Below are 21,509 nucleotides of genomic sequence, written 5' to 3' on the forward strand. Positions count from 1 at the left end.
AATCACTTCTCTAAGGCTAGTGATTTATAAGAATTTAGCTCATCATTTCGTTTTATGTAACTACGAATTTCTTACCTTGCTGGCAATAGGGTACCGCCAGCATTTTGGAAAAAAACACGCTAAGCAAAAAATACAATGAGCTGCCCATATGGACAGCTCATTTACATAATTATCGTTATTGGTAGCAAGATTAAGGGGGAACTCTACACTCACAAGGGAAGCTCCTTTTTTCGCTCTATGGACCTATGCATTTTTAAATGACTGCTTAACTGAAAAAGCCAATTCCAATGGAATCAGCTTTTTTCTCGCTTTGTTGCTATTTTATTATCTCGATTTTCCCATTATTTGAATTTAGTTTAACTAAATTTTCACCTTTACCAATAACAACATTTCCTTTATATTTATTGAGAATATCGATTCCCCCATTATTACTATGAACATCAAAGGTTGTATTGGTTGGCTCCTTATCTGTTTTAATCATAATCTTCGCATTGCGACTTTTCAATTGAATATTCCGATCCAAGTCTTTTGTGACAAGGGAAATTTTTCCGTTGTTCGAGTCCCCTATCAGATTTCCCTCTACATTATTAAGTTCTATTCTTCCATTAGCAGAATTCACTTCAACCTTTTCAGATATGATATCTTTTAAGTCAATTTGGCCATTTTGTGATTCCACGTTCAGACTCTTTATGTCCAATTCAGCCATTTCTACTTTTCCATTAGCACTTTTAACGACAAACGACTTATAAGATTTCTTGGGCACATACACTTTTAAATGTAACGATTGAATATGAAAACCAATGTTAAAGGAGCTTTGTTCTTTTAATGTAACCGTAAGTTTCTTTCCTTCCACATTTGCAGAAAGATTCAGCTTAGAAGCTTTCACTTCTTTTGATTCTAACTCTATATTAGTATCCGTACCTGTCGTTGGGATGATTTCAACAGTTGCATTTTGAGCGATGACATCTACATCCGTTACCTCATCTGAAATCGATTTTTTCTCTATATTCGTTTCCTTATTCATCACTTGAGAAAATGTAAACAGGCCCCCTACTATACCGATTAATAACAGGGATAGTGCAATAATAGATAATTTTTTAATATTAATCATTTTTCAAACCACCTTTCACAAGAGAAATGTTAAAATTCAAATAACGAATAAACCCCTTAGTTAAAGCACTTGTAGCGATATACATCCCCATTGCAATAAAAAATCCAATTCCGCAAAGACCTAATGCGACGAACAAATCAAAGAATAGAAAGTTGCCCAAAACCAGAGTAATAAGTACGACAAACGGGGAAAGAATGAAGGCTATCGCTGATGCCCATCCTGCAATAACAACCCCTACCAACGCAATAAAAGGTCCTAATACAATTACTAAGTTAAAAAATCCTAAACCAATAACTTCCCAAGTGGCTCGCATTACATTTACAGCAGAAGTTGTTTGCTCGACTTGATCAAGACGGTAAGATGCCGTTAGTTCCTTGGAAATTTGTTTCGGATTTCCAAGGGATGCTGAAATTTCCTGCTCCGTTTTTCCTTTTTCCATCCCAATCGCGAAATACTCTTCGTAATCTTGTAAAATATCCTGCCGTTCCTCTTGCGAAAGCTTTACTAATGAGGTATTTAATTGTTTCAAAAATTGTTCTTTATTCATTTGCCCGCTCCTTCTTTGATTAATTGATTGACTCCATTAGAAAACTCGTTCCATTCTGTCAGCAATTCGTGAAGGTATTCCCTACCTTTCTCAGTTAACTTATAATACTTACGCGGCGGCCCTTCTGTTGATTCTTGCAAATATGTCGTAAAATACTCTTCCTTGGTTAATCGTCGTAACAGTGGATAAATCGAACCTTCCGATATCTGGATTTGATCTGAAATCTCCTGAACAAGTTCATAACCATAACGGTCTTGCTTATCCAACAACACAAGAACACACAGTTCCAAGACACCTTTTTTAAATTGTACATTCAATGAACAATCACTCCTTTCTTGAGTGTTTAGGTACTATTCATTAAACAGTACCTAACAGTAAATAATACGCCATTTGTAATAATTTACCACACGCTATTGTTTATTGCAAGGTACCATAAAATTTATTTAAAAACGCCCTTTTTCGGGAGATGGGCAAAAACACCCTAACAAGAATGTGTTCATTTTTGGAAAGCGAGTTTTACATAACTTTATTTGTTTTTATTTAGGTACAGACCGCAAAATGGCTCAAACACGCTAAAGATGTTTGAGCCATTTTAACGCTAATTTAAATTGTGTTGTATCAAAATGTTCTTAACAGGACAAAACTCAAGGGATTTTATGTTGAAATTTGCTTAACGTGGTTTATTTCCAAAATGCTGGCGGTACCCCTAATACAAAGGTACATTTGTCCTCTTTATTTATAATTTGTTCTGGAACTCATCCCTTATTTTCTTTTGTATGACAATATACTCAGTTATTCCAATTTTCAGGACCTTTGTATTTATTCCCTATTAGGAGTCCCCCCAACATAACGCGAATTTCGTACGTTAAGAAGGTTCCATAAACGGTATTTGATGTTTGTTATGATACTTTGTTTTTGGTAATTGGTAATGAATTTTGGAACTAGATTTTAAACATATTTCAGTTGGTTTTGATAGATATAAACAAAGCTCCTTAAACGGTCGTTTTCGGTTCTTATTACGAAATCCTTGTTATAAAATCAAGGGTTATATCCTTAACGTATAGAATCCGCGTTATGTTAGTGCTACCTCTTTATAACAAGGGTATGAATTCTTAACGTACAATTTTTCACTTTCGGTGACATGACCCCTATTACAAAAGAGGTTGTTTTAAGAAACGAAAAAACACCCCTACTTCCGACGAATCGGAAATAGAGGCACTTGTTCTTGATGTTGTTAAAATCTTAAAAGACAAGGGATTAGGGGTGTCGCTTCACCCCTAATCCCTTGTGGAAGTCATGAGAATTTAACTTTTGGCTTCCCATATTTCATTGATACGTCTTGTTGAAATGTGCTTCCACACCCCATGTATTTGAATTGGTATGAATGGTTCTTCTAGTTGCATTTCTAGTGACTTATCGTTCTTAATATAGCCTCTATGAATTTTAGGTGCATCATCATTAAATACAAATCCTACCTCTATTGTGTTTTCATCTTGATACATATGTATTATCTCCTTTATAGTGACTCGAAATGAATTTGTTTACCTTACAAAGAATTATATTATATTAAAAATACACAAAATTGCTTGGAAAAGAGTATGCAATTCTTCTTGCATGCCTATAATGTTTCTTAGTTCCGTAGGGATACTTATACGCCCTTTCTCGTCTACATGTCGAATAATGCCCGTGAATTTCATAGATTCCTCCTGTTTTATTATGTTGTTCAATACATTCATCCGAATGACAATCATAGTATCACCTAAAAGTAAGTAGTCCTTCTTACCTTTATTTATAATGAATTTTAATATAAAGAACAAACAATTCTATATCAAACTATCTTCAAAAAAATCGTTTACTCGTATGATAACTAATTTCAAAGAATATCCCTTTTACACATTAATGTTATGTTCGCGCACATTTATTGTCACATTAATTCAGAATATAGTAAATTGATAATGTTTAGTTCAACTATTACCAATGTTTAGTTAAGATATTTTACACTATCTATATAGTACAAACCACTGGGTGCTTCTATATAAAATACGGCTTTGATTTTTGACAGACTACTCTCTTAATTCGAGCAGGTCCTTTTGAAAATAAAGAAAAGACACCATAAGGTTCCTTCCTCCGACTTGAACCACTTTAATTTTAATAATATGGGGTACCGCAAGTATAAAAAAATGTTTCTGTTCCCTTATATTAATCTATTTTTCCTAGATATTCTTTTAACTCTTTTATCAATTGTTTCACTTTCTTGGGATGTACTTTAATCTGTCCATTTGCCAATGAAATATTACGTCTGGATATTTTTCCAGTTATGGCACAAGATTCTCTATACCGTTGTAGAACGAGCATTTCGTCTACTACAAAAAATTCTAAAGGCACTGCGTCTTCTTGCATGCCTATAATGTTTCTTAGTTCCGTAGGGATACCTATACGCCCTTTCTCGTCTACATGTCGAATAATGCCCGTGAATTTCATAGATTCCTCCTGTTTTATTATGTTGTTCAATACATTCATCCGAATGACAATCATAGTATCACCTAAAAGTAAGTAGTCCTTCTTACCTTTATTTATAATGAATTTTAATATAAAGAATAAACAATTCTATATCAAACTATCTTCAAAAAAATCGTTTACTCGTATGATAACTAATTTCAAAGAATATCCCTTTTACACATTAATGTTATGTTCGCGCCCATTTATTGTCACATTAATTCAAAATATAGTAAATTGATAATGTTTAGTTCAACTATTACCAATGTTTAGTTAAGATATTTTACACTATCTATATAGAACAAACCACTGGGTGCTTCTATATAAAATACGGCTTTGATTTTTGACAGACTACTCTCTTAATTCGAGCAGGTCCTCTTGAAATAAAGAAAAGACACCCTAAGGTGCCTTCCTCCGACTTGAATCACTTTAGTTTTAATAATATGTATTGGACTCTCATCCGAATATTATTTTACCATGTTAAGTAATATTTGAGGTACCGCCAGCATTTCGGAAAAAAACACGCTAAGCAAAAAATAAAATAAGCCGTCCATATGAACAGCTCATTTACATAATTCTCGTTCTCGGAAGTTCTAATAAATAAGCCTAATAGGCTTATTTATTTTTTATTATTTGCAGTATATCTTGAGGATCTATTCGATTTGTATAATCTGGATTCACATGAGTAAATGTAATTTCACCAGCTTTATTAATTAAATAAGTAGCTGGTATGGGTAAGGCCCAAGAGTCATTTCCATTGTATAGAGGTAAATTTGCTCCAAACTTTATATAGTATTCTCTCATATAATCAGGGACTGTAAATTTAAGTCCATATGTCTCTGATACCTTATCATCTAAATCACTTAATACATGATATTGTAGCTGATTTTTTTCATGTGTAGTAAGAGTTTGATCAGGTATTTGAGGGCTAATAGCAAGTAATTGTATATTTTGTTCCTTTAATTGGTCTAGGATAGCCTGGTATGCTCGCAATTCCATATTACAATAAGGACACCATACTCCTCGATAAAATGTTAGGATAACAGGTCCTTTCTTTAGTTCTTCGTATAAAGTGACAGGAATCCCATTATGATTATGCAATGTAAAATTAGGAGCTTTTGTCCCCACATTTAAACTAAATGTTTTTTTAGATGCTGTTAATTCATCTGTTGCTCGTTGCATAATTGTTTGAACATTTTTGGGAATCTTGGCTACATAGTCTTTTTTAAATTTTTTTACTTGTTGTGTATAGTTCATATTAAATCCCCTTTCATCTCTATATTAACACTAAATAATAGTATCAGGTACTAATTTTGTTTTTTTATAGAAAGTAGTGACGTATTGTATGAAATGTTAATTCGTTTTAAATGTTATAAATTCTATAATCTAAGTGTATATTTTATACACTTACGGTTAACATAACGTCTCATTATCGGTACTGAAAAAGGACCTTCGATTGAAGATTCTTTTGTGCTGCTTATTGAACAATCGCGCCCTTTGCCGAATAAAGACAAGTTCTTTACTTTAAAAAGGCAACTAAACGTTTTCTTGTATCCACAATCGTAACTTTTCTGCATAGAAAGGACGTTCATCTGGTTCAGTGTAATAACCTTTTGTTAGGTAGAGATTATCATTTTCATATCTCGGATAAACGTGAAGATGATAATGCCACACATCTTGATTTCCAGCAGGTTCATTATGTTGTCGAGTAGAAACTCCATCACATCCATATGTATTTTTCATCGCGAGCGCTGTCAATTGAGCAGCACTATGAATTTCAGCAGCCATTTCTGCTGGAAGCTCATATATATTCTCAAAGTGTTCATTAGGAACAATGAGAACGTGTCCCTTGTTATTAGGCCACCATTTGCTCGCGATAAACGCCGTAACGTGTTTATTCTGATAAATAATGTCTCTTTGTTTTGTTCCCTTATTTGGTTTTTCATTACCTGATACAACCCGACAAAATGGACATTCGTAAGCTTCAGGTTTATGTGAGTATAAATCCATCTCTCCTACCACTCCCTTAGTTTATTCTCAATCACCAATATAAATAAAATAAGCGATGATTCTTATTGAATCAACGCACCTTCTAGTTAAAAATCGAAAGCTCCCAATCTCCTAATAAGCCCAAGTAATTTCAGATCTTCTGTATTATTACTTTGACATCTTTCTTCAACTTTCCTGCCAATTAGCTGTTACTTCCCAATCAAACGTCTATATGGACTAAAATATCCATTTTTGATCAAAGTCTTATTCCGTTTAATGGCCCTTTAGTTGAAGAAGATCCGAAATAGTTGAATGCATGCTCTATACAAATCTAGTTCACATAACGCACAATTATCGGTAGCAAGGAAAAGGAGGTTCCCTTACTCTCACAAGGTAACCTCCTTTTTTTATTATATGGATCTATGCATTTTTTTATACATTCCTATCCTGGCGCGGTTTTAGGGTTCTTGTTTGTTATTGGATTAGCCAAAAAACTGTATAAAATCTTGCATGCTCTTAGCGTGGTTTTTTTCCAAAATGCTGGCGGTACCCCATGCCCATCAACTTAAGAGATTAATTGTTCCACTAAATGAAAAAAGTGAACTGAATTTTCATGAACAACTATGAAGAGATACAATTTTCGTTTTGAGGATACTCTAAAATATTTGCTTGATATTGATGTGTGGTGATCCCATTTAGTAAAATAAGCTTATCTCGCATCTCTCATTTAAATGTATTATTAACTAGTTTCTCCCAATCTACAAAGGACAACTTATCTGTAATATGTTTTAATTCATTAGGAACTTCAATATGACATATTAATTCTAAACTGTTACCATCTGGGTCTTTGAAGTATACTGAAGCATTACCTTGGTGTGGGCGGATAAATGGCTCCGTAGATTCTCTATTACCAAATGGGACAGCTTCAACTTGAATAAAATCTAGCCACTTTAAAGATTCTTTTAAATCTTCATATGAAACTCGAAAAGCAATATGTCGTAAAGAAGGGTGGTATCAAGTTTCATACTCATTTCCTTCCCATAATCCCAACCAACTCTTACCTTTTTCAATCCAAAAGAAAGCAGTGTCTTCATCACGCCAAGCAAGTTTCAATCCTAATTTTTGATAAAATTCAATTGAATTTTTTAAATTACTAACTGGTAAGTGTGCTTCATACAACCCTTTAATCATATGGTTTTCCCCCTTATTTTCTGTTCTTGAATATTAAATATATCAATGTAAAAACAATATTAAATCCACTAATAGTATTAAAATTCTATACATCTTTAGAGGTAATGTAATAGGGGGCACCATACATGCTTATCAGCTCAAAAATATTCACTACACCCAAGTATAAAAAGGCGTTATTCTTTCTAAAAAGCTAGGCAGAAAGGGTGACACTTTTTATGAATTTTTCGATTCAAGATGAATTACAACTATTTTCTGAAGAGCTGTATCGTCATTTAACCTCTTCTCTTTTGGAAGAACTCGCAAAAGAATTAGGTTTTGTAAAAAGAAAACGAAAGTTTTCAGGAAATGAATTAGCTACCATATGTATCTGGGTAAGTCAACGTACAGCGAGTGATTCTCTCGTTCGACTATGCAGTCAATTACACGCAGCCACAGGCACTCTTATGAGTCCAGAAGGACTCAATAAACGCTTTAATAAAAAAGCGGTTGAATTTTTGAAATATATTTTTTCTGCATTATGGAAAAGTAAACTTTGTAAAACATCAGCCATTTCAAGTGCAGCACTCACGTATTTTCAACGAATTCGTATTTTAGATGCGACGATTTTCCAAGTACCGAAACATTTAGCTCATGTATATCCTGGATCAGGTGGTTGTGCACAAACAGCAGGTATCAAGATTCAATTAGAATATGACTTACACAGCGGACAGTTTTTAAACTTCCAGGTAGGGCCTGGAAAAAATAATGATAAAACATTTGGAACAGATTGTTTAGATACCTTACGCCCAGGAGATTTATGTATTCGCGATTTGGGTTATTTTTCATTGGAAGACTTAGATCAAATGGACCAACGTGGCGTGTGCTATATATCAAGACTTAAATTAAACCATACTGTCTATACGAAAAATCCGTTTCCGGAATACTTTCGAAATGGGACAATCAAAAAACAGTCACAGTATTTCCAAGTTGATTTAGAGAACATTATGCACACGTTAAAACCAGGACAAACGTATGAAATAAAAGAGGCGTATATTGGCAAGAACCAAAGATTATTTACAAGAGTAATCATCTACCGATTAACAGAGGAACAAATACTGGAACGTAGAAAAAAACAAAGCTATACCGAAAGTAAAAAGGGGATTACATTTTCAGAAGAGAGTAAACGATTAACGGGTATCAACATATATGTTACGAATACGCCTTGGGAGATGGTTCCGATGGAACAAATCCATGATTTTTACTCCCTCCGCTGGCAGATCGAAATCATATTTAAAACGTGGAAATCTCTATTTCAAATTCATCACTGGCAAACTATCAAACAAGAGCGATTAGAATGCCATGTGTATGGAAAACTCATTGCCATTTTTATCTGTTCTTCCACGATGTTTAAGATGCGCCAACTTCTGTTGCGAAAGCACAAAAGAGAACTAAGCGAATATAAAGCAATTGGGATGATTCAAGATCATCTATCCCTGTTATATCAAGCGATACAGAGAAACACCCATATAATAACAAAGGTTTTAATCTGCCTGTTTACCCTACTAAAGAAAAATGGTCGGAAATCTCATCGATATGAGAAGAAAACTATCTTTGATATTATGGGTGTTATCTATGAGTATAGTGGATATAGAAAACCAAAAAAAGTTGCATAAGTAAAAAAATGAAACCCGTTAGGGTTTATTTCGTATGCTCATTTTTAAGAGGATAATACTGTTTAAAAGTTTGTTCATTTCAATTAATGGAAAACCGTGGAGTTTCTATCCTTAAGTTGATGGGCATGTATGGTGACCCCTATTAAGAAAAAAATGCAATTATTTTTCTTTCTTTAATCGCATTCTTCACCTGTGTTTACTGCCGAACTATCCGTTCCGCCTCCCACTGCATGTAGCTGTTTGGTGTTAGAACTTTCGATGGCAGCGTTTGTTCCCGCTGCACTGTCATCTCCACCACCACTTGCCACTTGAGTAGCACTAGCCTGTTTCTCACGGGCTCTATTAATTTGATTATTGACGATGAGTACAACTTCTGCTTCTTCATCCGAAGTTTCTTTTTTCATTTTATGTGGCTCAATCTGATCCCCACTAATTCCTTTATTTATCGCTTCGCCTCCAGCGCCCACCGTTTCTTGCTGTCGGATATTCGATGAATCGATTGCTGCATTACTTCCTGCTACACTATTTTGTCCGGCTCCACTGGCAATTTGTGTTGTATTCGGTGCAAATGTAATCTGATTATTAATGACAATGACAATTTTTCGTCTATCATCAAGATTTCCCAAATTAATTTCTTGCCCATCTTTTTTTACAAATCAAAACGTTATTTTTCCGTTATTTTCCATCCTCTCACCCCCTTTGTAGTATTAAATGACAAAAGAATGATAATGGATTGGACAAGGCTATTTTTTTTTACTATGTGCACCCCGCCCACAATGAATGATGTATTCCTATGACTACTTTCCATAAGAAGTGAATGTTATTTTTCTAAAGCCATTCCAAAGTAAACTTTTAAATAATAGTTTACTTTCAGTTTCTATAATACAACCCACTAAATGTTAATATATATAATAGATATTCACTTTATATAACAGGGGGGAATATTATGACTGAAACAAACGAATCTTCAGGAGCCAATTTTAAAAAAGATGTAAAATTTTCTATTATAATCCCTGCACACAATGAAGAAAAGTACATTAGAAAATGTTTGGATTCAATTGCAAAGGCATCAGAGGCATATAAAGATCAAACTGAAGTCATAGTTGTTTTAAATCGTTGTACAGATAAAACAGAGGAAATAGCAAAGTCTTATAACTGTATTACATTAAAAAATAACGATAAAAACTTATCCAAAATCCGAAATGCTGGGGCCCAAATAGCTAGTGGAGAAATAATCATTACTATAGACGCTGATACCCAAATGACAGAGTCTATGTTGTCTAATGTAGATAAATATTTAGCTTCAGATAAATACATTGGCGGTGGGGTAACTGGGAAGTTTGAAAGAATATCTTTAGGAATATTCGTTTCCGCAATGTTAATAATAATCCCCTTACTTTTTAAATATGGAGCTATATCTGTAGGGATTTTTTGGTGTTATAGAAAAGACTTTATGGCAATCAACGGATTTAATGAAAACATGCTTATGGCAGAAGATGCAGATTTCGCTAAACGGTTAAAAAAATGGGGAAAGCAAAATAATAAGAAATTCGGTACCATTAAAAACGGAATGATAACTTCATGCAGAAGATTTGATAAATATGGAGACTGGGCTTTACTTAAAAATCCAAAAGTAATCTTAGCCTACCTAAAAGGAAAAGATAAAAAATATGCAGATAAAACATATTATGATAACCAGGAAAGATAACTGTGAAAATCCCTAAACAAATCATCATCAAAAGTATACATTCAGGATGTTGATTTATCTCTTTTCTTTAAAGACGATAATACAAAGAAATATAAAACAGCTAGTATTATTCCAAAAGAGCATTCCATACTAAGTCAGGTACCATAAAAACAAATGAAAACAATATACCTAATGAAATTACGCCAAATATCGCATAAATAAATAGTTGAACTAAATGAATTTTTTTAGGAGAATTCAGTTTACTTAAGACCTTTTTTGTAAACCAATTAATAATGAAACTGGTGTGAAAAGAAAATAAAGTTCTTTAATTTTTAAACCCAAAACAAGCATAACCCCGTTCTAAATTTAGGACGGGGTTATGCTTGTTTAATTTTCGATATAAGATACTTCACTGTACTCAAAATATAACAATAAAATCGTTTAAAAATCTATGGCTCATTCAACAATAGTACCCTTTAATGGAATCAATCACGATTTTTCAGCTTATGCATCGAAAGTATTTTTCTTTAATGTTAGTGTTACTTTACCTAATTTAACGACTCCCACAATTATAAAGAGCAAAGGTATTAAAAATAAGAGATGCCCTATTCCTGGAGCAAATAATGTTACCGTAGACAAAGGACCAAATAATTTAGGAAATCCAATCAAAATAATCAATGGCAGCAGCCAGTTAAATACTAATATAGACAACCCATTTAGAATCCTACGGAATGTTGTTACTTTACGATTTTTAGGTTTGAAAATTCTGTAAGCTGAACAAACAATTAAAGCAACTATTGCCAGTAAAATCAAATCAATAATTACATATTTCATAAATGGATTGCTATCAGATATAGAAGGTTCTTCATTATGTACCAGCTTGTTTATCCCGCTTATGATGGCATCATATTCATTAAGATTAAGATAATCCATTGAATTGATCTGCAAGCTGATGCCATACTCCCCATCTAACACAACTTTTGAGTATGTATTTTCTGTCCATCCATTATGGGAGATTCCTTCATTATTCACTTCCCATCCCATTGCATAGTAGGTATCATTCCCCATGAGTGCTGATGGATGATGCATTGTGGTCATTGCACTCGCTGATAAAATACTTTTTCCTTTGAATTCTCCCTGATTCAATTGTACAATCATGTAATTTGCCATATCTTCCGCACTGGAAATAAGGTAACCTGAAGAAACAGTTCCTTCATGGATTAATTGCTTTGTTGGCACCTTTAATCCAAATACAGTTTGGTATCCAGTCGCAATTGCATTGTTTGTATCATCTTTTGGGTTAACATAACTATTGTTCATTTCAAGCGGCTTGAATATGAATTCATTGATATACTCTTTATACGATTTATTCGTAACCTCCTCGATGACTAAACCTAAAATGTTATAATTTAAATTCGAGTATTGATATTGTTCGCCCACAGAATATGTCAATTCTGTATTTGCCAAGCTTTTAATATGTTCTTTTAATGTTTTATTCCCTTGTGATATAGATACTTGACCATCATTTGTAGAAAGACCGCTTGTATGATTCAGTAAATGTTGAATGGTGATTTTTTCAGATGCTTCTTCATCTGCAATTTGAAACCAAGGTATGTAGGATTGCACCGGTTCTTCTAGGGCGATTTTTCCTTGTTCCACTAACTGCATAATGGCAAGGGCCGTGAACGATTTAGTAGTCGAACCAAGAACGATTGGCGTTTGCGATGTCATTTTTGTCCCGTCTGGATTTGAAACACCATATCCTTGTATATATTCCGCTTGATCTCCCTTTACGATAGCCAATGATGCACCAGGAATGTTCAGTCTCTCTACCTCATTTGTCATAAACTGATCAATCTTAGAAATATCAAAACTACCATTTGTAGATTCGTTATCGTTTGCAAATACAACTCCGTTAACACTTATCATAAGCATTAGTATGGCGATTACGAACATTTTGCCTATTGCAAATTGGCTTTTCCTCATAACCTGTTTTTCTCTGATTTTATTCCCGCATGTAGAACATTTAACTTTTTCTTGCTTAACAAAGTTTATCATTTCAGTCTCCTTGTCTACCTTGTTATCTGAATACCTACAGCGATACAAACTACTTATATGTTCAACCAAAAAAATTAATTGCAATTTTAGATTAAGACAATCCTTCACAAATTCTACACTAATATTAACATAAATATCCAATTAGATTCGCGATTTTTATTCCATTAAATGGCCGGATTGTTGAATAACATGACTTGCGTTTTTTAAACGACTTTATTGTAAATTAAACAACTTTATTATCTCTGTACAGCAGCCTGGATGTTAATAGGACTTCTCATGTAACCTACATAATTAGTAAACCCCTGAATAAAACTCAATATTCTGTCAATACTGTATACAACCCATTTCTTAACCATATTCCATGATTGGAGCAGTTAGCTTTTGCTAGCTGCTCTTTTATTTATGAAAAAGTAAGATTCTTTATAATGACTCTTCTTTATTTCTCAATATAAAGAGCCTTGGATTTTCGCTAACAATTCCGTTATTGGTACAATTAACGTGGGTACCGAACCTGTTGGTATAGATATTACACCAGATGGAACTCTTATTTACGTTGTAAATAAAACAAATGTTTACATAGACAGAACATAGATTTTATATAGACATGTACAATTTTTGTTCATGTTTTTAATTGAAACATACAAATAAAATGGTGATAAGTAATTATCTTTATCATTGAATAATTTTTATTCCGGCACCTATACTGGGTGCTCTTTTTGATTCTGGTGCAAAAACTTCAAAATATCTAAAAAAAGTCTTTCAGACTTGGACATACTGATACTATTACTCTAAAAAAGGATGTGATTGGTATGGAAAAGCAAAATCTATTCTTTCATAAATAGAAGCGATGCATATCATTAAAAAAGGCCAACTTATTTCACGGGACAAGTCTGTCCAAAATGAAATGAAGTGAAGTTTATTCATCAACTATTCAGAATGTCTGCATAAGAATAGATTCCATTAGGAATCAATATACCTCTTTCAAATAAATACAATCTTTGCACCAGAACCCTTTCGAGGATAGCGATGGGTAATGGCATATGCCCATCATTCGAAGAAAGGCAAATATCCCAAATTAAAATACCCTCTTTCAAAATATCGAATGGGGGTATTTTATAGCGGCTTAGTTAATATTGACTTGTAACATTTTGATCTTTCTATATAATAAACACTAAAATTCTTTCTAGTTAATTATATCTTTGAATAACAACAGCATTCCATAGTACCTCTTTTGAAAGTGAAAAAATTATGCTACATGGTATTAAAGAAAATAATCAAAATACAACTATTTACACATAAACTGATTAATTGTTTACAAACAAAATCAATGTTTAGTAAATCTTATTATTCGTGACACAATTATTGCAGTAATCAAGATGATAATAGCGGTTATCAAGCCAGATTCTCCAATCCAAATCTCAGTTTGATACCCTGTACTTGCACGTGTGAAAGGTCCTTGAATAATGGCATTCCAAGTAGCATGGATGATAACCGAAGGCCAAATGCTACCTGTAATAAGTCGTAAATAAGCTATAATATAACCGAATGGTACAATACAAAGATAGATACCAAGTACTGAAAGAACGACAGATGGTCCCGCTACATATAGACCAGCAATAACTATTGGAACATGCCACGTTGCCCAAATCAATCCACTAAAAAGGATGGGCCGTGAAAACTCTGCATCGACTAGCCTTGTGAGCATATAACCTCGCCAACCCATTTCTTCTCCCAAAGCTGGGATTAAGCCAAGCAAACTTCCGAAAATGCCGCTCAATACTACTAGATAAATGAAGCTGAATGGTGCCGTTACATACTGAAGCCCAAGCATATTGTAGATCGGTTCTAAAATAAACATACCAACTTCGGGATACTGAAACCCCGCAATTCCGCTCAACCAGGCGATAGAATAAGTAATTCCACAAATAATCATAGGGATTAGCAGAGCAAAACCAATCCCCTTCCATATCTTTAAGTTACCGAGACTAAAAGATACATCTTTAAACCCTTCTTTCAGTATTATGCGAGTCAAAATAGAAGATAATGCTGGGGTAAACATATATACCACAATAAGCGGCATACTTTTTGTAATTATTACTACTACATTTAGGATAATAGAAGTAATGATTAAGATACTCAGAAAGAGTTGAAGTCCTATTTTAGCACGTTGGATTTTATCTTTATTGTGGAACGATTTTGCGTGTAATATCATTGTAATCCGCCCTTCCCCTATAATTCACTTGTTTATCGAATTTACTTCTTGTCATTTCCACAGACACAACTTAGAATAAAAATATTTTGGCATACAGATCATCCATCTTTAAAATCCCTCCCAAACTCATAATCGAGTCTTACTTGCGACTCATCAATGTAATTATTATTTATAAGTTGTCATAGCCGGTAGTACAAAAGTGTAATGATTAACCTATGACTTGTGTCAATTTAACCTTATGACAATATGTAACTAGAAAATATGATATGGGATAGATAACAATTGAATTAAGGCAATTGGTTCGTGCAAGTACATGAATCAATCTTGCTTTTACAAATAATTCAATTGAGGTGGAAAAAATGAATAAGAAAAGAATAATTGCAATGGTTAGTACAGCTTTATTAGTCACAGGATGCGTGGAAGTAGGGAAGGCTCAAACAGTAGCAGTCGAAAATTCAGGTCAATCAATCCAAAAAAATATAGTTAAATCCATACAATCGCAGGCTTACCCATTAAAAACGATAGAGCCATCAAAATCATTTGAGGATTTAAAACCACTTAAGAAAATGATTGGGAGCGCACAATATATAGGATTAGGAGAGAATACTCATGGAAGCTCTGAAATTTTCACTATGAAGTTTCGAATTGTGAAATATTTGGTTACTGAGATGGGTTTTACAAATTTCACAATGGAGGAAGATTGGGGAAACGGCTTAAAGCTAAATGAATATATCCAAACAGGAAAAGGAAATCCTAGGGAATTTTTAAACTTGTTATATCCTACTGATGAAATTATAGCCATGATTGAGTGGATGAAAGATTATAATGCTAATCCATCCAATAAAAAAAAGATCCAATTTATTGGGCTCGACTTAAAGCAATTGGACCAAGGTTGCTTTAATAAAGTAATTGATTATGTAAGGCTGCATCGACCGGATTTGCTGGCAGAAGTAGAAGAAAATTATAAAGAATTGTCGGCTTTTAATGGAGGTGTACAGGAGTATATGAACCTTGCCCCTGAAATAAAGGAAAAGTTCAAAGCAAACGCTGAGAGAGTAGCCAAATTACTAAAAGATGAAAATGGGCAAGCCAAAACAGAATTAGTTTCACCCGAGTACATCTGGGCGAAAGCAACGGCAATTGTAATAGAGAAATATACTACAATGCTAATTCCTAACGACTATCCAAGTGTGTTAAAGCTACATGAGCAATACTTGGCCGATCATGCAATGTGGGCACAAGAGACATTGGGTGGTAAAACGATGGTATGGGGACACAATATTCATATAGCTAAAGGAATTATCGATGAGAAATTATACCCTTATGTTGCGGGGCAATTTTTGAAGGAACGTTTAGACAATAATTATGTCACAATTGGCAGTACAACTACGGAGGGGAATTTTACCTTATACAACGACACCGGAGATAAGATTATAACGGATCCGATTCCACAAGATGTAAATAGTTTCAATTATACCTTCGGAAAAGTACCATATAACATGTTTTTATTGGATAACCGTCACCTTAAAGGACCGGCAGAGAAATGGGTGAAAGCAAAAAGACCATTACTAAGTATAGGGGCACGACTCTTACCGAACGAATCGGCATACTTTGATAAGTCATTGCTTGAGCAATTTGATATTATTTTTCATATTCGAAAAACAAGTCCATCTCATATTAAATAAAAGTACAAAACAATCCCTTCTTACATTTACAAGAATGGGATTGTTTTATGGAGATTAATATAAGCATCTTTTTTAACCAGAAGTAGGTTACTTTCCCCTTTTTAACAACATTTAGAACTGTCATATGACACTTTTACACTAGTGAGAATGACAAAAAAAGCAGTATGATTCGGTTATTACATAGATAGGAGCGATGAACTTTATGAAATCAAGATTCATACAGAATGGTTATTTTTTATTGCTAACTTTCGTTACAGGATTGTTTTATTTTTGTTTTTATCTAATAGCTCTGCTATTCAGCTTCACCCTTTCATTTACGGTAATTGGAATTCCACTAGTTATACGCGTACTACAGACTACTACACCTTTTATCCAATTCGAGCGCATACAGACGAAAATTTATACAGATATTTCAACAGACTCTTATGATAGAAGTATAAAAATAGATACATCAAACTGGGCTCAGGTAAAATTAGAGCTTACTGATCGTCGCACTTGGTCTGCTGTCTTTTGGTTAATGCAGAAATTTGTGATTGGCATTTTTAGTCTCATTAGTGCAATTATGTTTTATGTAATGCCACTTATGTTGCTGTTAGCACCACTACTGTATCACTACATAGAAATGAATATTATATTCATACAGATAGATACTTTTACCAAGTCACTCTTTGTAATGCTTATGGGTATAGTATTTACCGCCATAAGTATTAGAATAGTAGATCGTTTGACAAAGAAAATTGGAGGCTATACACGTAGCATGATTCGGCAACTAAATCGCTAGAAGTTTGCCTTCCGCGAGAGAATTGTAGTGTAAAATTAAAAAGTATAACAATGTATGAAGGTTTAATTTATACTATAGGAAGTAAAAAGGTAGGCTACTTAGGGGGGAAATAACTTGTTAGATATGGTTAAGTATTGGTTTTGGTACGATTGGATTATGTTAGGAGTCCGTATACTTGCTAGTGTCTCTATCGTCCTCAACACATTAGATCTTCAGGATGGTTTAACATTGCCACTTTGGATTATTATTTTTTGGCAAATTCTTGCCTTCTCTATTCCATGGGTAGCCTTACTATTCAATTACAAATATTACTTGTTCACAGAAATACTGCTATATGGTGGACTGTGTATATATTTAATCTCTTTATTGCCAGAAGCTAACAAGACATTTCTTATATCGGTTTTTCTGATTGCTGCGAATAGTAAGCATTTGTCCTATTATTGGACAGCTCCAACAACAATTTTTATAACAACTGGAATTTTCTATGCGGTTGCGCCAAGTAATAGCTATTGGATTATGGTTACCTATTATGGACTTGCTTATGTAATGGGCTTCGCTTTCCATTTATTAATCGTCAATCATAAGCAAAATGAAGCGATTCATAAACAAAACGTGGTACTTGAGCAATATATGTCTCAGATTGAACGCATTACACTGGCAGAGGAACGAAACAGACTGTCGAGTGAGCTTCATGATACAGTTGGTCACGCTTATACTTCTATTATTATGGGAATGGAAACGTTGCGCACCGAGCTTGCTACTGAAATGGGTATACAGAGGCTAGATTCTCTGCTTGAAATGGGACGTAAAAGCATCGAGGACGTGAGAGGTTACCTACATCAAATGGAGTCTCCGTGTCAATCGCCTTCCTTGATTCAATCTCTACAAAATCTTGGAGCCGAATTTCAGGAGCACGCTCAGGTAAATGTAAGTTTTAGGGCATTCGGAGAGGAATATCAACTGTCTCGCCAAGCGAAGATCGCGTTTATTCGTTGCTTACAAGAATCTCTTACAAATGCAGTACGTCATGGTCAGGGGACTGAAATTATAGTTTCATTGCAGTTTGAACAACAATATACGAGGTTAGAAGTTCAAGATAACGGAAAAGGAAATGTAGAATGGCAGGAAGGCTTCGGTATGAATGCGATGAAAGAACGGGCAATGAATTTACAAGGTCAATTGTCTGTATATACAAAGCCAGAGGAAGGAATGCTTGTTACCTGTACCATACCGCGACAAGCTGAAATAAAAGATGGACTTATTCGTTTGTTAATTGTAGACGACCAGCCATTTGTTCGGGAAACTTTGAGGACACTACTCGATAGATATGAAGATTTAAATGTAGTTGGTTTGGCTGAGGATGGCAATGAAGCCATCGATTTGTGTGGGCGCCTTCAACCCCATGTTATACTTATGGATTTAGATATGCAACACATGGATGGAGTCGAAGCAACCAAAAAAATTAAGCAACAATGGCCACATATCCGCGTATTGATTTTTACAACTTTTCAGGATACCGAACAGGCATTGGAATCACTTCGCAACGGTGCGGATGGTTTTTTACTCAAATCTATTGAAACGATGGAACTAGCTAATACGATTCGACTTATTCACAAAGGTGGGACACTGATTGATCAGGGAATGTCTCACAAAATATTTGAGAAGTTTGATGAGCAAAAAGAGACACCTCAATCAAAAGCAACCGCTTATGAGCTAACAGCTAGGGAGATAGAAATATTGCAGCTAGTAGCAAAGGGACTTCGATACACTACCATAGCATCAAGGTTATATTTATCGAATGGTACGGTCAGAAATTATGCTTCCACAGCTTATACAAAGCTAGGAGTCCGTAACAAAGAAGAAGCTGTTCAAAAGGCTCTAGAAATTGGAATTATTGAATAAGAAAAATGTTTTTTGTTTCTTTACAGCAAAGTAAACTGTAGTTACAATTTGCAATAAAGGATAAACTTACGAATTTAACGAATTCCCCGAAATAATTCCCCTTCCTCAAGCGTGTGAAGGGCGTAGCCCAACGATAGTAACATTATGTTTCTATAAAAACACCCTATAGAATAGACTTTTTTAATTGTCTATTCTATAGGGTACATTTTAGAATGAGTGTCTTTTTTATAAGCATTAATATCTTTATACAAACGAAGAAATAGTGACCATTATTCCTCTCAATGCGATTGTCCCTAGCATTCCTAGTAATACAACTCCAGTTAAACAAATCAGGTCTGCAAGACAAATTGAAGTCTGAGACAAAGGAACAAACGGCACTATTATAAAATATAAGAACTGATTATCTAAAAACAACTTCTGATAACGATAATTATGGAAACGAGCTGTCCAGACTGGCTAGCTCTTTTTTTGTTAATGATATGTATCCGCTTGGTCATAACCGCTGCCTAAACGTTATGTCTAAGTAGTATAGCAGTCGTATGACTATAATTGCAACCACATAGTACTGATAAAAATCATCTATCCCAGTGACAGGTTAAGGAGCGGTGAATTTTATATTCCACTTAGTAGAGATACACGAGTAGTTGGGATACGGTGATGCGAAATGCAGACACATTTATATTCTATATGGTTAATAAAAAGTAATAACCAAGAATAGTATTTGTAGATGCTCGTATAGATAAACCACTATCTTTTAGGAGGGTTCATCTTTTTAGATAAAGAAGGATTCTCCAATTCCGCTCTAGAATGAACAGTAATGCATAATATACCCACCTAAAATATGGAAAGGAGGAAGTGGAATTTGAGCAGGATTATTTGGTATATATCTACTGTTTTTGCTGTTATAGTAGCTAGTTATGTTGTTTTCCAATATTTTATTTTGGATGGATCTCAATCAGGACTTATAAAAATGAAACTTATGTATGTAGCTAAATTAAGCAGTTTTTGGTACATTATGTTATTTGTACATATTACAACAGGTATATTAGCGTTAGTAATTGGTCCGTTTACGCTGTCCACAAACTTTAGAGAAAAGAATATCAACCGTCATCGATTACTCGGAAGAATCTATATGGTTGGTATATTATTAGGCGGCATATCAGGACTATACTTAGCCTTTTATGCTTCGGGTGGCTTACTAGCAAAGCTTGGTTTCGGTTTCGGATCCTTACTTTGGCTAATATCAGCATATCAAGCATTAAATAGAGTTCAAAACAAAAAAATTCAAGACCATCGCAATTGGATGATCAGAAATTATTCCTTAACCTTTGGGGCAGTTACATTAAGAATTTGGTTACCTTTGTTTATTGTGTTATTCGGCCCAGAGCAGTTTGAACAAAGTTACGCTGTAATTGCGTGGTTATCTTGGGTACCGAATTTAATTATTGCAGAAGTATTCATAAGACAAAGAACTAATAAAGGAATATACCCGAAAAGAGATGATTTATGGTATTAACGTATCGTTAAGAGTAGGGACATTTTAGTAATGTAATGGTTTTATAAATGTATTAACTTGTACAAATTATAAAGTAAGCTATTGAGATGTTAGTTAATAATCTATCATTAAAATAATACAAAAAAAGGCACTCTTTTTGAGCGCCTTTTTTTAGTTGGTGAAGAAAAATAGCACGTTGGTTTCTAGTGAGCATAAACCGCTATTTTAAAGGCGTTTTATAAATAAAGGGATTTATATCAGTTTCTTTTATATAACCCTAATACAAGAAGAAAAAAGGGTTAAAATGGCTTGGAATACTAGATTCGATATAGATTCTGAAAGTGGAAACTTCATAGTCACGAGTGAGGATGGGATTATTGAGTTATCTCCGCGGTACAAAGTATTAGAAAGATATAAGTTTCAAACTTTCTGGAGCTATACAAATGATTTAATTGAGTTCACTATGGATGGCCATGACGCTATGTTATTACTAGAAGCAGCAGATGAACCACTTCATAATTTAGCTGTCAAGGTGAAAAATCATCATTTTTCAGTTATGAAATACGAAAGAATGTAATTAGCAAGTATGAGCACTGGGGTATTAGGTCGAATAGATGTATGCTTCAGCTAATTATCCAAAGTATCTGCTGCATTATGTCGTATCTATATAACAAATAAAAAACAAAATCCAACAGGAGGAATT

General features: G+C 34.1%; 17 protein-coding genes and 3 pseudogenes. 8 read left to right on the plus strand and 12 right to left on the minus strand.

Features of this window, described 5'->3' with window-relative positions; genetic code table 11:
* Positions 1-316: 316 nt before the first annotated feature.
* The 8 genes and pseudogenes from ACP6L7_RS31610 to ACP6L7_RS31645 form a co-directional block, all read right to left on the minus strand.
* Positions 317-1,111 (minus strand): DUF4097 family beta strand repeat-containing protein, encoded by a 795-nt coding sequence (locus tag ACP6L7_RS31610; protein ID WP_430529660.1) that lies wholly within the window; start codon positions 1,109-1,111, stop codon positions 317-319.
* Positions 1,104-1,658, minus strand: coding sequence for an HAAS signaling domain-containing protein (locus ACP6L7_RS31615; protein ID WP_097831879.1), 555 nt, complete (start codon positions 1,656-1,658; stop codon positions 1,104-1,106). The genes ACP6L7_RS31610 and ACP6L7_RS31615 overlap by 8 nt, the downstream gene beginning before the upstream one ends.
* Complete coding sequence (locus ACP6L7_RS31620) at positions 1,655-1,975, minus strand: PadR family transcriptional regulator (protein WP_097831880.1); 321 nt, start codon at positions 1,973-1,975, stop codon at positions 1,655-1,657. Before ACP6L7_RS31620 ends, ACP6L7_RS31615 begins: the two co-directional genes overlap by 4 nt.
* A 987-nt stretch (positions 1,976-2,962) precedes the next feature.
* Positions 2,963-3,160, minus strand: coding sequence for a hypothetical protein (locus tag ACP6L7_RS31625; RefSeq protein WP_097831881.1), 198 nt, complete (start codon positions 3,158-3,160; stop codon positions 2,963-2,965).
* Between the two features lie 697 nt (positions 3,161-3,857).
* Complete coding sequence (locus tag ACP6L7_RS31630) at positions 3,858-4,139, minus strand: AbrB family transcriptional regulator (RefSeq protein ID WP_264541756.1); 282 nt, start codon at positions 4,137-4,139, stop codon at positions 3,858-3,860.
* Between the two features lie 630 nt (positions 4,140-4,769).
* A complete protein-coding gene (locus tag ACP6L7_RS31635; RefSeq protein WP_097832511.1) occupies positions 4,770-5,411 on the minus strand; it encodes a peroxiredoxin-like family protein in 642 nt (213 codons plus the stop codon).
* 279 nt (positions 5,412-5,690) lie between these two features.
* Positions 5,691-6,164: an HIT family protein gene (locus ACP6L7_RS31640; protein WP_098361677.1), complete on the minus strand. Its 474-nt coding sequence runs from the start codon at positions 6,162-6,164 to the stop codon at positions 5,691-5,693.
* A 702-nt stretch (positions 6,165-6,866) separates the two neighbouring features.
* Positions 6,867-7,334 (minus strand): annotated as a pseudogene (locus tag ACP6L7_RS31645) (VOC family protein).
* Between the two features lie 215 nt (positions 7,335-7,549).
* Between ACP6L7_RS31645 and ACP6L7_RS31650 the strand changes: the two are divergent.
* The gene (locus ACP6L7_RS31650) at positions 7,550-8,986 is read left to right on the plus strand and encodes an IS4 family transposase (protein ID WP_430529661.1); all 1,437 of its coding nucleotides are present in this window, start codon (positions 7,550-7,552) and stop codon (positions 8,984-8,986) included.
* Positions 8,987-9,159: 173 nt separating this feature from the next.
* Here the strand turns inward: ACP6L7_RS31650 and ACP6L7_RS31655 are convergent, their stop codons facing one another.
* Positions 9,160-9,618, minus strand: a complete 459-nt coding sequence (locus ACP6L7_RS31655; protein WP_240523178.1) for a hypothetical protein — start codon at positions 9,616-9,618, stop codon at positions 9,160-9,162.
* Between the two features lie 314 nt (positions 9,619-9,932).
* On the opposite strand from ACP6L7_RS31655, the gene ACP6L7_RS31660 reads away from it, so the two are divergent.
* Positions 9,933-10,694, plus strand: a complete 762-nt coding sequence (locus ACP6L7_RS31660) for a glycosyltransferase family 2 protein (RefSeq protein ID WP_071745320.1) — start codon at positions 9,933-9,935, stop codon at positions 10,692-10,694.
* A gap of 483 nt (positions 10,695-11,177) precedes the next feature.
* Here ACP6L7_RS31660 and ACP6L7_RS31665 read toward each other — a convergent pair whose 3' ends face one another.
* Positions 11,178-12,659 carry a serine hydrolase domain-containing protein gene (locus ACP6L7_RS31665; protein WP_180232360.1) on the minus strand — a complete coding sequence of 494 codons (1,482 nt, stop codon included), beginning with the start codon at positions 12,657-12,659 and terminating at the stop codon, positions 11,178-11,180.
* A gap of 886 nt (positions 12,660-13,545) precedes the next feature.
* Between ACP6L7_RS31665 and ACP6L7_RS31670 the strand changes: the two are divergent.
* A pseudogene (locus tag ACP6L7_RS31670) lies at positions 13,546-13,679 on the plus strand (IS6 family transposase); the annotation flags it as partial.
* A gap of 376 nt (positions 13,680-14,055) precedes the next feature.
* On the opposite strand, the gene ACP6L7_RS31675 reads toward ACP6L7_RS31670, so the two are convergent.
* The gene (locus tag ACP6L7_RS31675; protein WP_097832515.1) at positions 14,056-14,943 is read right to left on the minus strand and encodes a CPBP family intramembrane glutamic endopeptidase; all 888 of its coding nucleotides are present in this window, start codon (positions 14,941-14,943) and stop codon (positions 14,056-14,058) included.
* Positions 14,944-15,302: 359 nt separating this feature from the next.
* Here ACP6L7_RS31675 and ACP6L7_RS31680 point away from each other — a divergent pair, with 359 nt between their 5' ends.
* The 3 genes from ACP6L7_RS31680 to ACP6L7_RS31690 all read left to right on the plus strand — a co-directional run bounded on the left by ACP6L7_RS31680 (position 15,303) and on the right by ACP6L7_RS31690 (position 19,311).
* Entirely contained in the window at positions 15,303-16,628 is a 1,326-nt protein-coding gene (locus ACP6L7_RS31680) for an erythromycin esterase family protein (protein ID WP_097832516.1), read from the plus strand.
* Between the two features lie 202 nt (positions 16,629-16,830).
* The gene (locus ACP6L7_RS31685; RefSeq protein ID WP_097832517.1) at positions 16,831-17,409 is read left to right on the plus strand and encodes a sensor domain-containing protein; all 579 of its coding nucleotides are present in this window, start codon (positions 16,831-16,833) and stop codon (positions 17,407-17,409) included.
* A 114-nt stretch (positions 17,410-17,523) separates the two neighbouring features.
* Entirely contained in the window at positions 17,524-19,311 is a 1,788-nt protein-coding gene (locus ACP6L7_RS31690; RefSeq protein ID WP_097832518.1) for a helix-turn-helix transcriptional regulator, read from the plus strand.
* Between the two features lie 243 nt (positions 19,312-19,554).
* Here ACP6L7_RS31690 and ACP6L7_RS31695 read toward each other — a convergent pair.
* A pseudogene (locus ACP6L7_RS31695) lies at positions 19,555-19,683 on the minus strand (homoserine dehydrogenase); the annotation flags it as partial.
* 490 nt (positions 19,684-20,173) lie between these two features.
* Here ACP6L7_RS31695 and ACP6L7_RS31700 point away from each other — a divergent pair.
* Entirely contained in the window at positions 20,174-20,827 is a 654-nt protein-coding gene (locus ACP6L7_RS31700; protein WP_098361675.1) for a DUF2306 domain-containing protein, read from the plus strand.
* 283 nt (positions 20,828-21,110) lie between these two features.
* Positions 21,111-21,383 (plus strand): hypothetical protein, encoded by a 273-nt coding sequence (locus ACP6L7_RS31705; protein ID WP_097832519.1) that lies wholly within the window; start codon positions 21,111-21,113, stop codon positions 21,381-21,383.
* Positions 21,384-21,509 lie beyond the last annotated feature (126 nt).

Source organism: Bacillus silvicola (assembly GCF_050524305.1).
In the GTDB taxonomy this organism is placed as follows: Bacteria; Bacillota; Bacilli; order Bacillales; family Bacillaceae_G; genus Bacillus_A; species Bacillus_A cereus_AT.

Bases quoted from the DNA above. Each gene is read 5' to 3' on its own strand.
- ACP6L7_RS31610 (WP_430529660.1), bottom strand. From the start codon at position 1,111: ATGATTAATATTAAAAAATTATCTATTATTGCACTATCCCTGTTATTA.
- ACP6L7_RS31615 (WP_097831879.1), bottom strand. From the start codon at position 1,658: ATGAATAAAGAACAATTTTTGAAACAATTAAATACCTCATTAGTAAAG.
- ACP6L7_RS31625 (WP_097831881.1), bottom strand. From the start codon at position 3,160: ATGTATCAAGATGAAAACACAATAGAGGTAGGATTTGTATTTAATGAT.
- ACP6L7_RS31630 (WP_264541756.1), bottom strand. From the start codon at position 4,139: ATGAAATTCACGGGCATTATTCGACATGTAGACGAGAAAGGGCGTATA.
- ACP6L7_RS31635 (WP_097832511.1), bottom strand. From the start codon at position 5,411: ATGAACTATACACAACAAGTAAAAAAATTTAAAAAAGACTATGTAGCC.
- ACP6L7_RS31640 (WP_098361677.1), bottom strand. From the start codon at position 6,164: ATGGATTTATACTCACATAAACCTGAAGCTTACGAATGTCCATTTTGT.
- ACP6L7_RS31650 (WP_430529661.1), top strand. From the start codon at position 7,550: ATGAATTTTTCGATTCAAGATGAATTACAACTATTTTCTGAAGAGCTG.
- ACP6L7_RS31660 (WP_071745320.1), top strand. From the start codon at position 9,933: ATGACTGAAACAAACGAATCTTCAGGAGCCAATTTTAAAAAAGATGTA.
- ACP6L7_RS31665 (WP_180232360.1), bottom strand. From the start codon at position 12,659: ATGAGGAAAAGCCAATTTGCAATAGGCAAAATGTTCGTAATCGCCATA.
- ACP6L7_RS31675 (WP_097832515.1), bottom strand. From the start codon at position 14,943: ATGATATTACACGCAAAATCGTTCCACAATAAAGATAAAATCCAACGT.
- ACP6L7_RS31680 (WP_097832516.1), top strand. From the start codon at position 15,303: ATGAATAAGAAAAGAATAATTGCAATGGTTAGTACAGCTTTATTAGTC.
- ACP6L7_RS31685 (WP_097832517.1), top strand. From the start codon at position 16,831: ATGAAATCAAGATTCATACAGAATGGTTATTTTTTATTGCTAACTTTC.
- ACP6L7_RS31705 (WP_097832519.1), top strand. From the start codon at position 21,111: ATGGCTTGGAATACTAGATTCGATATAGATTCTGAAAGTGGAAACTTC.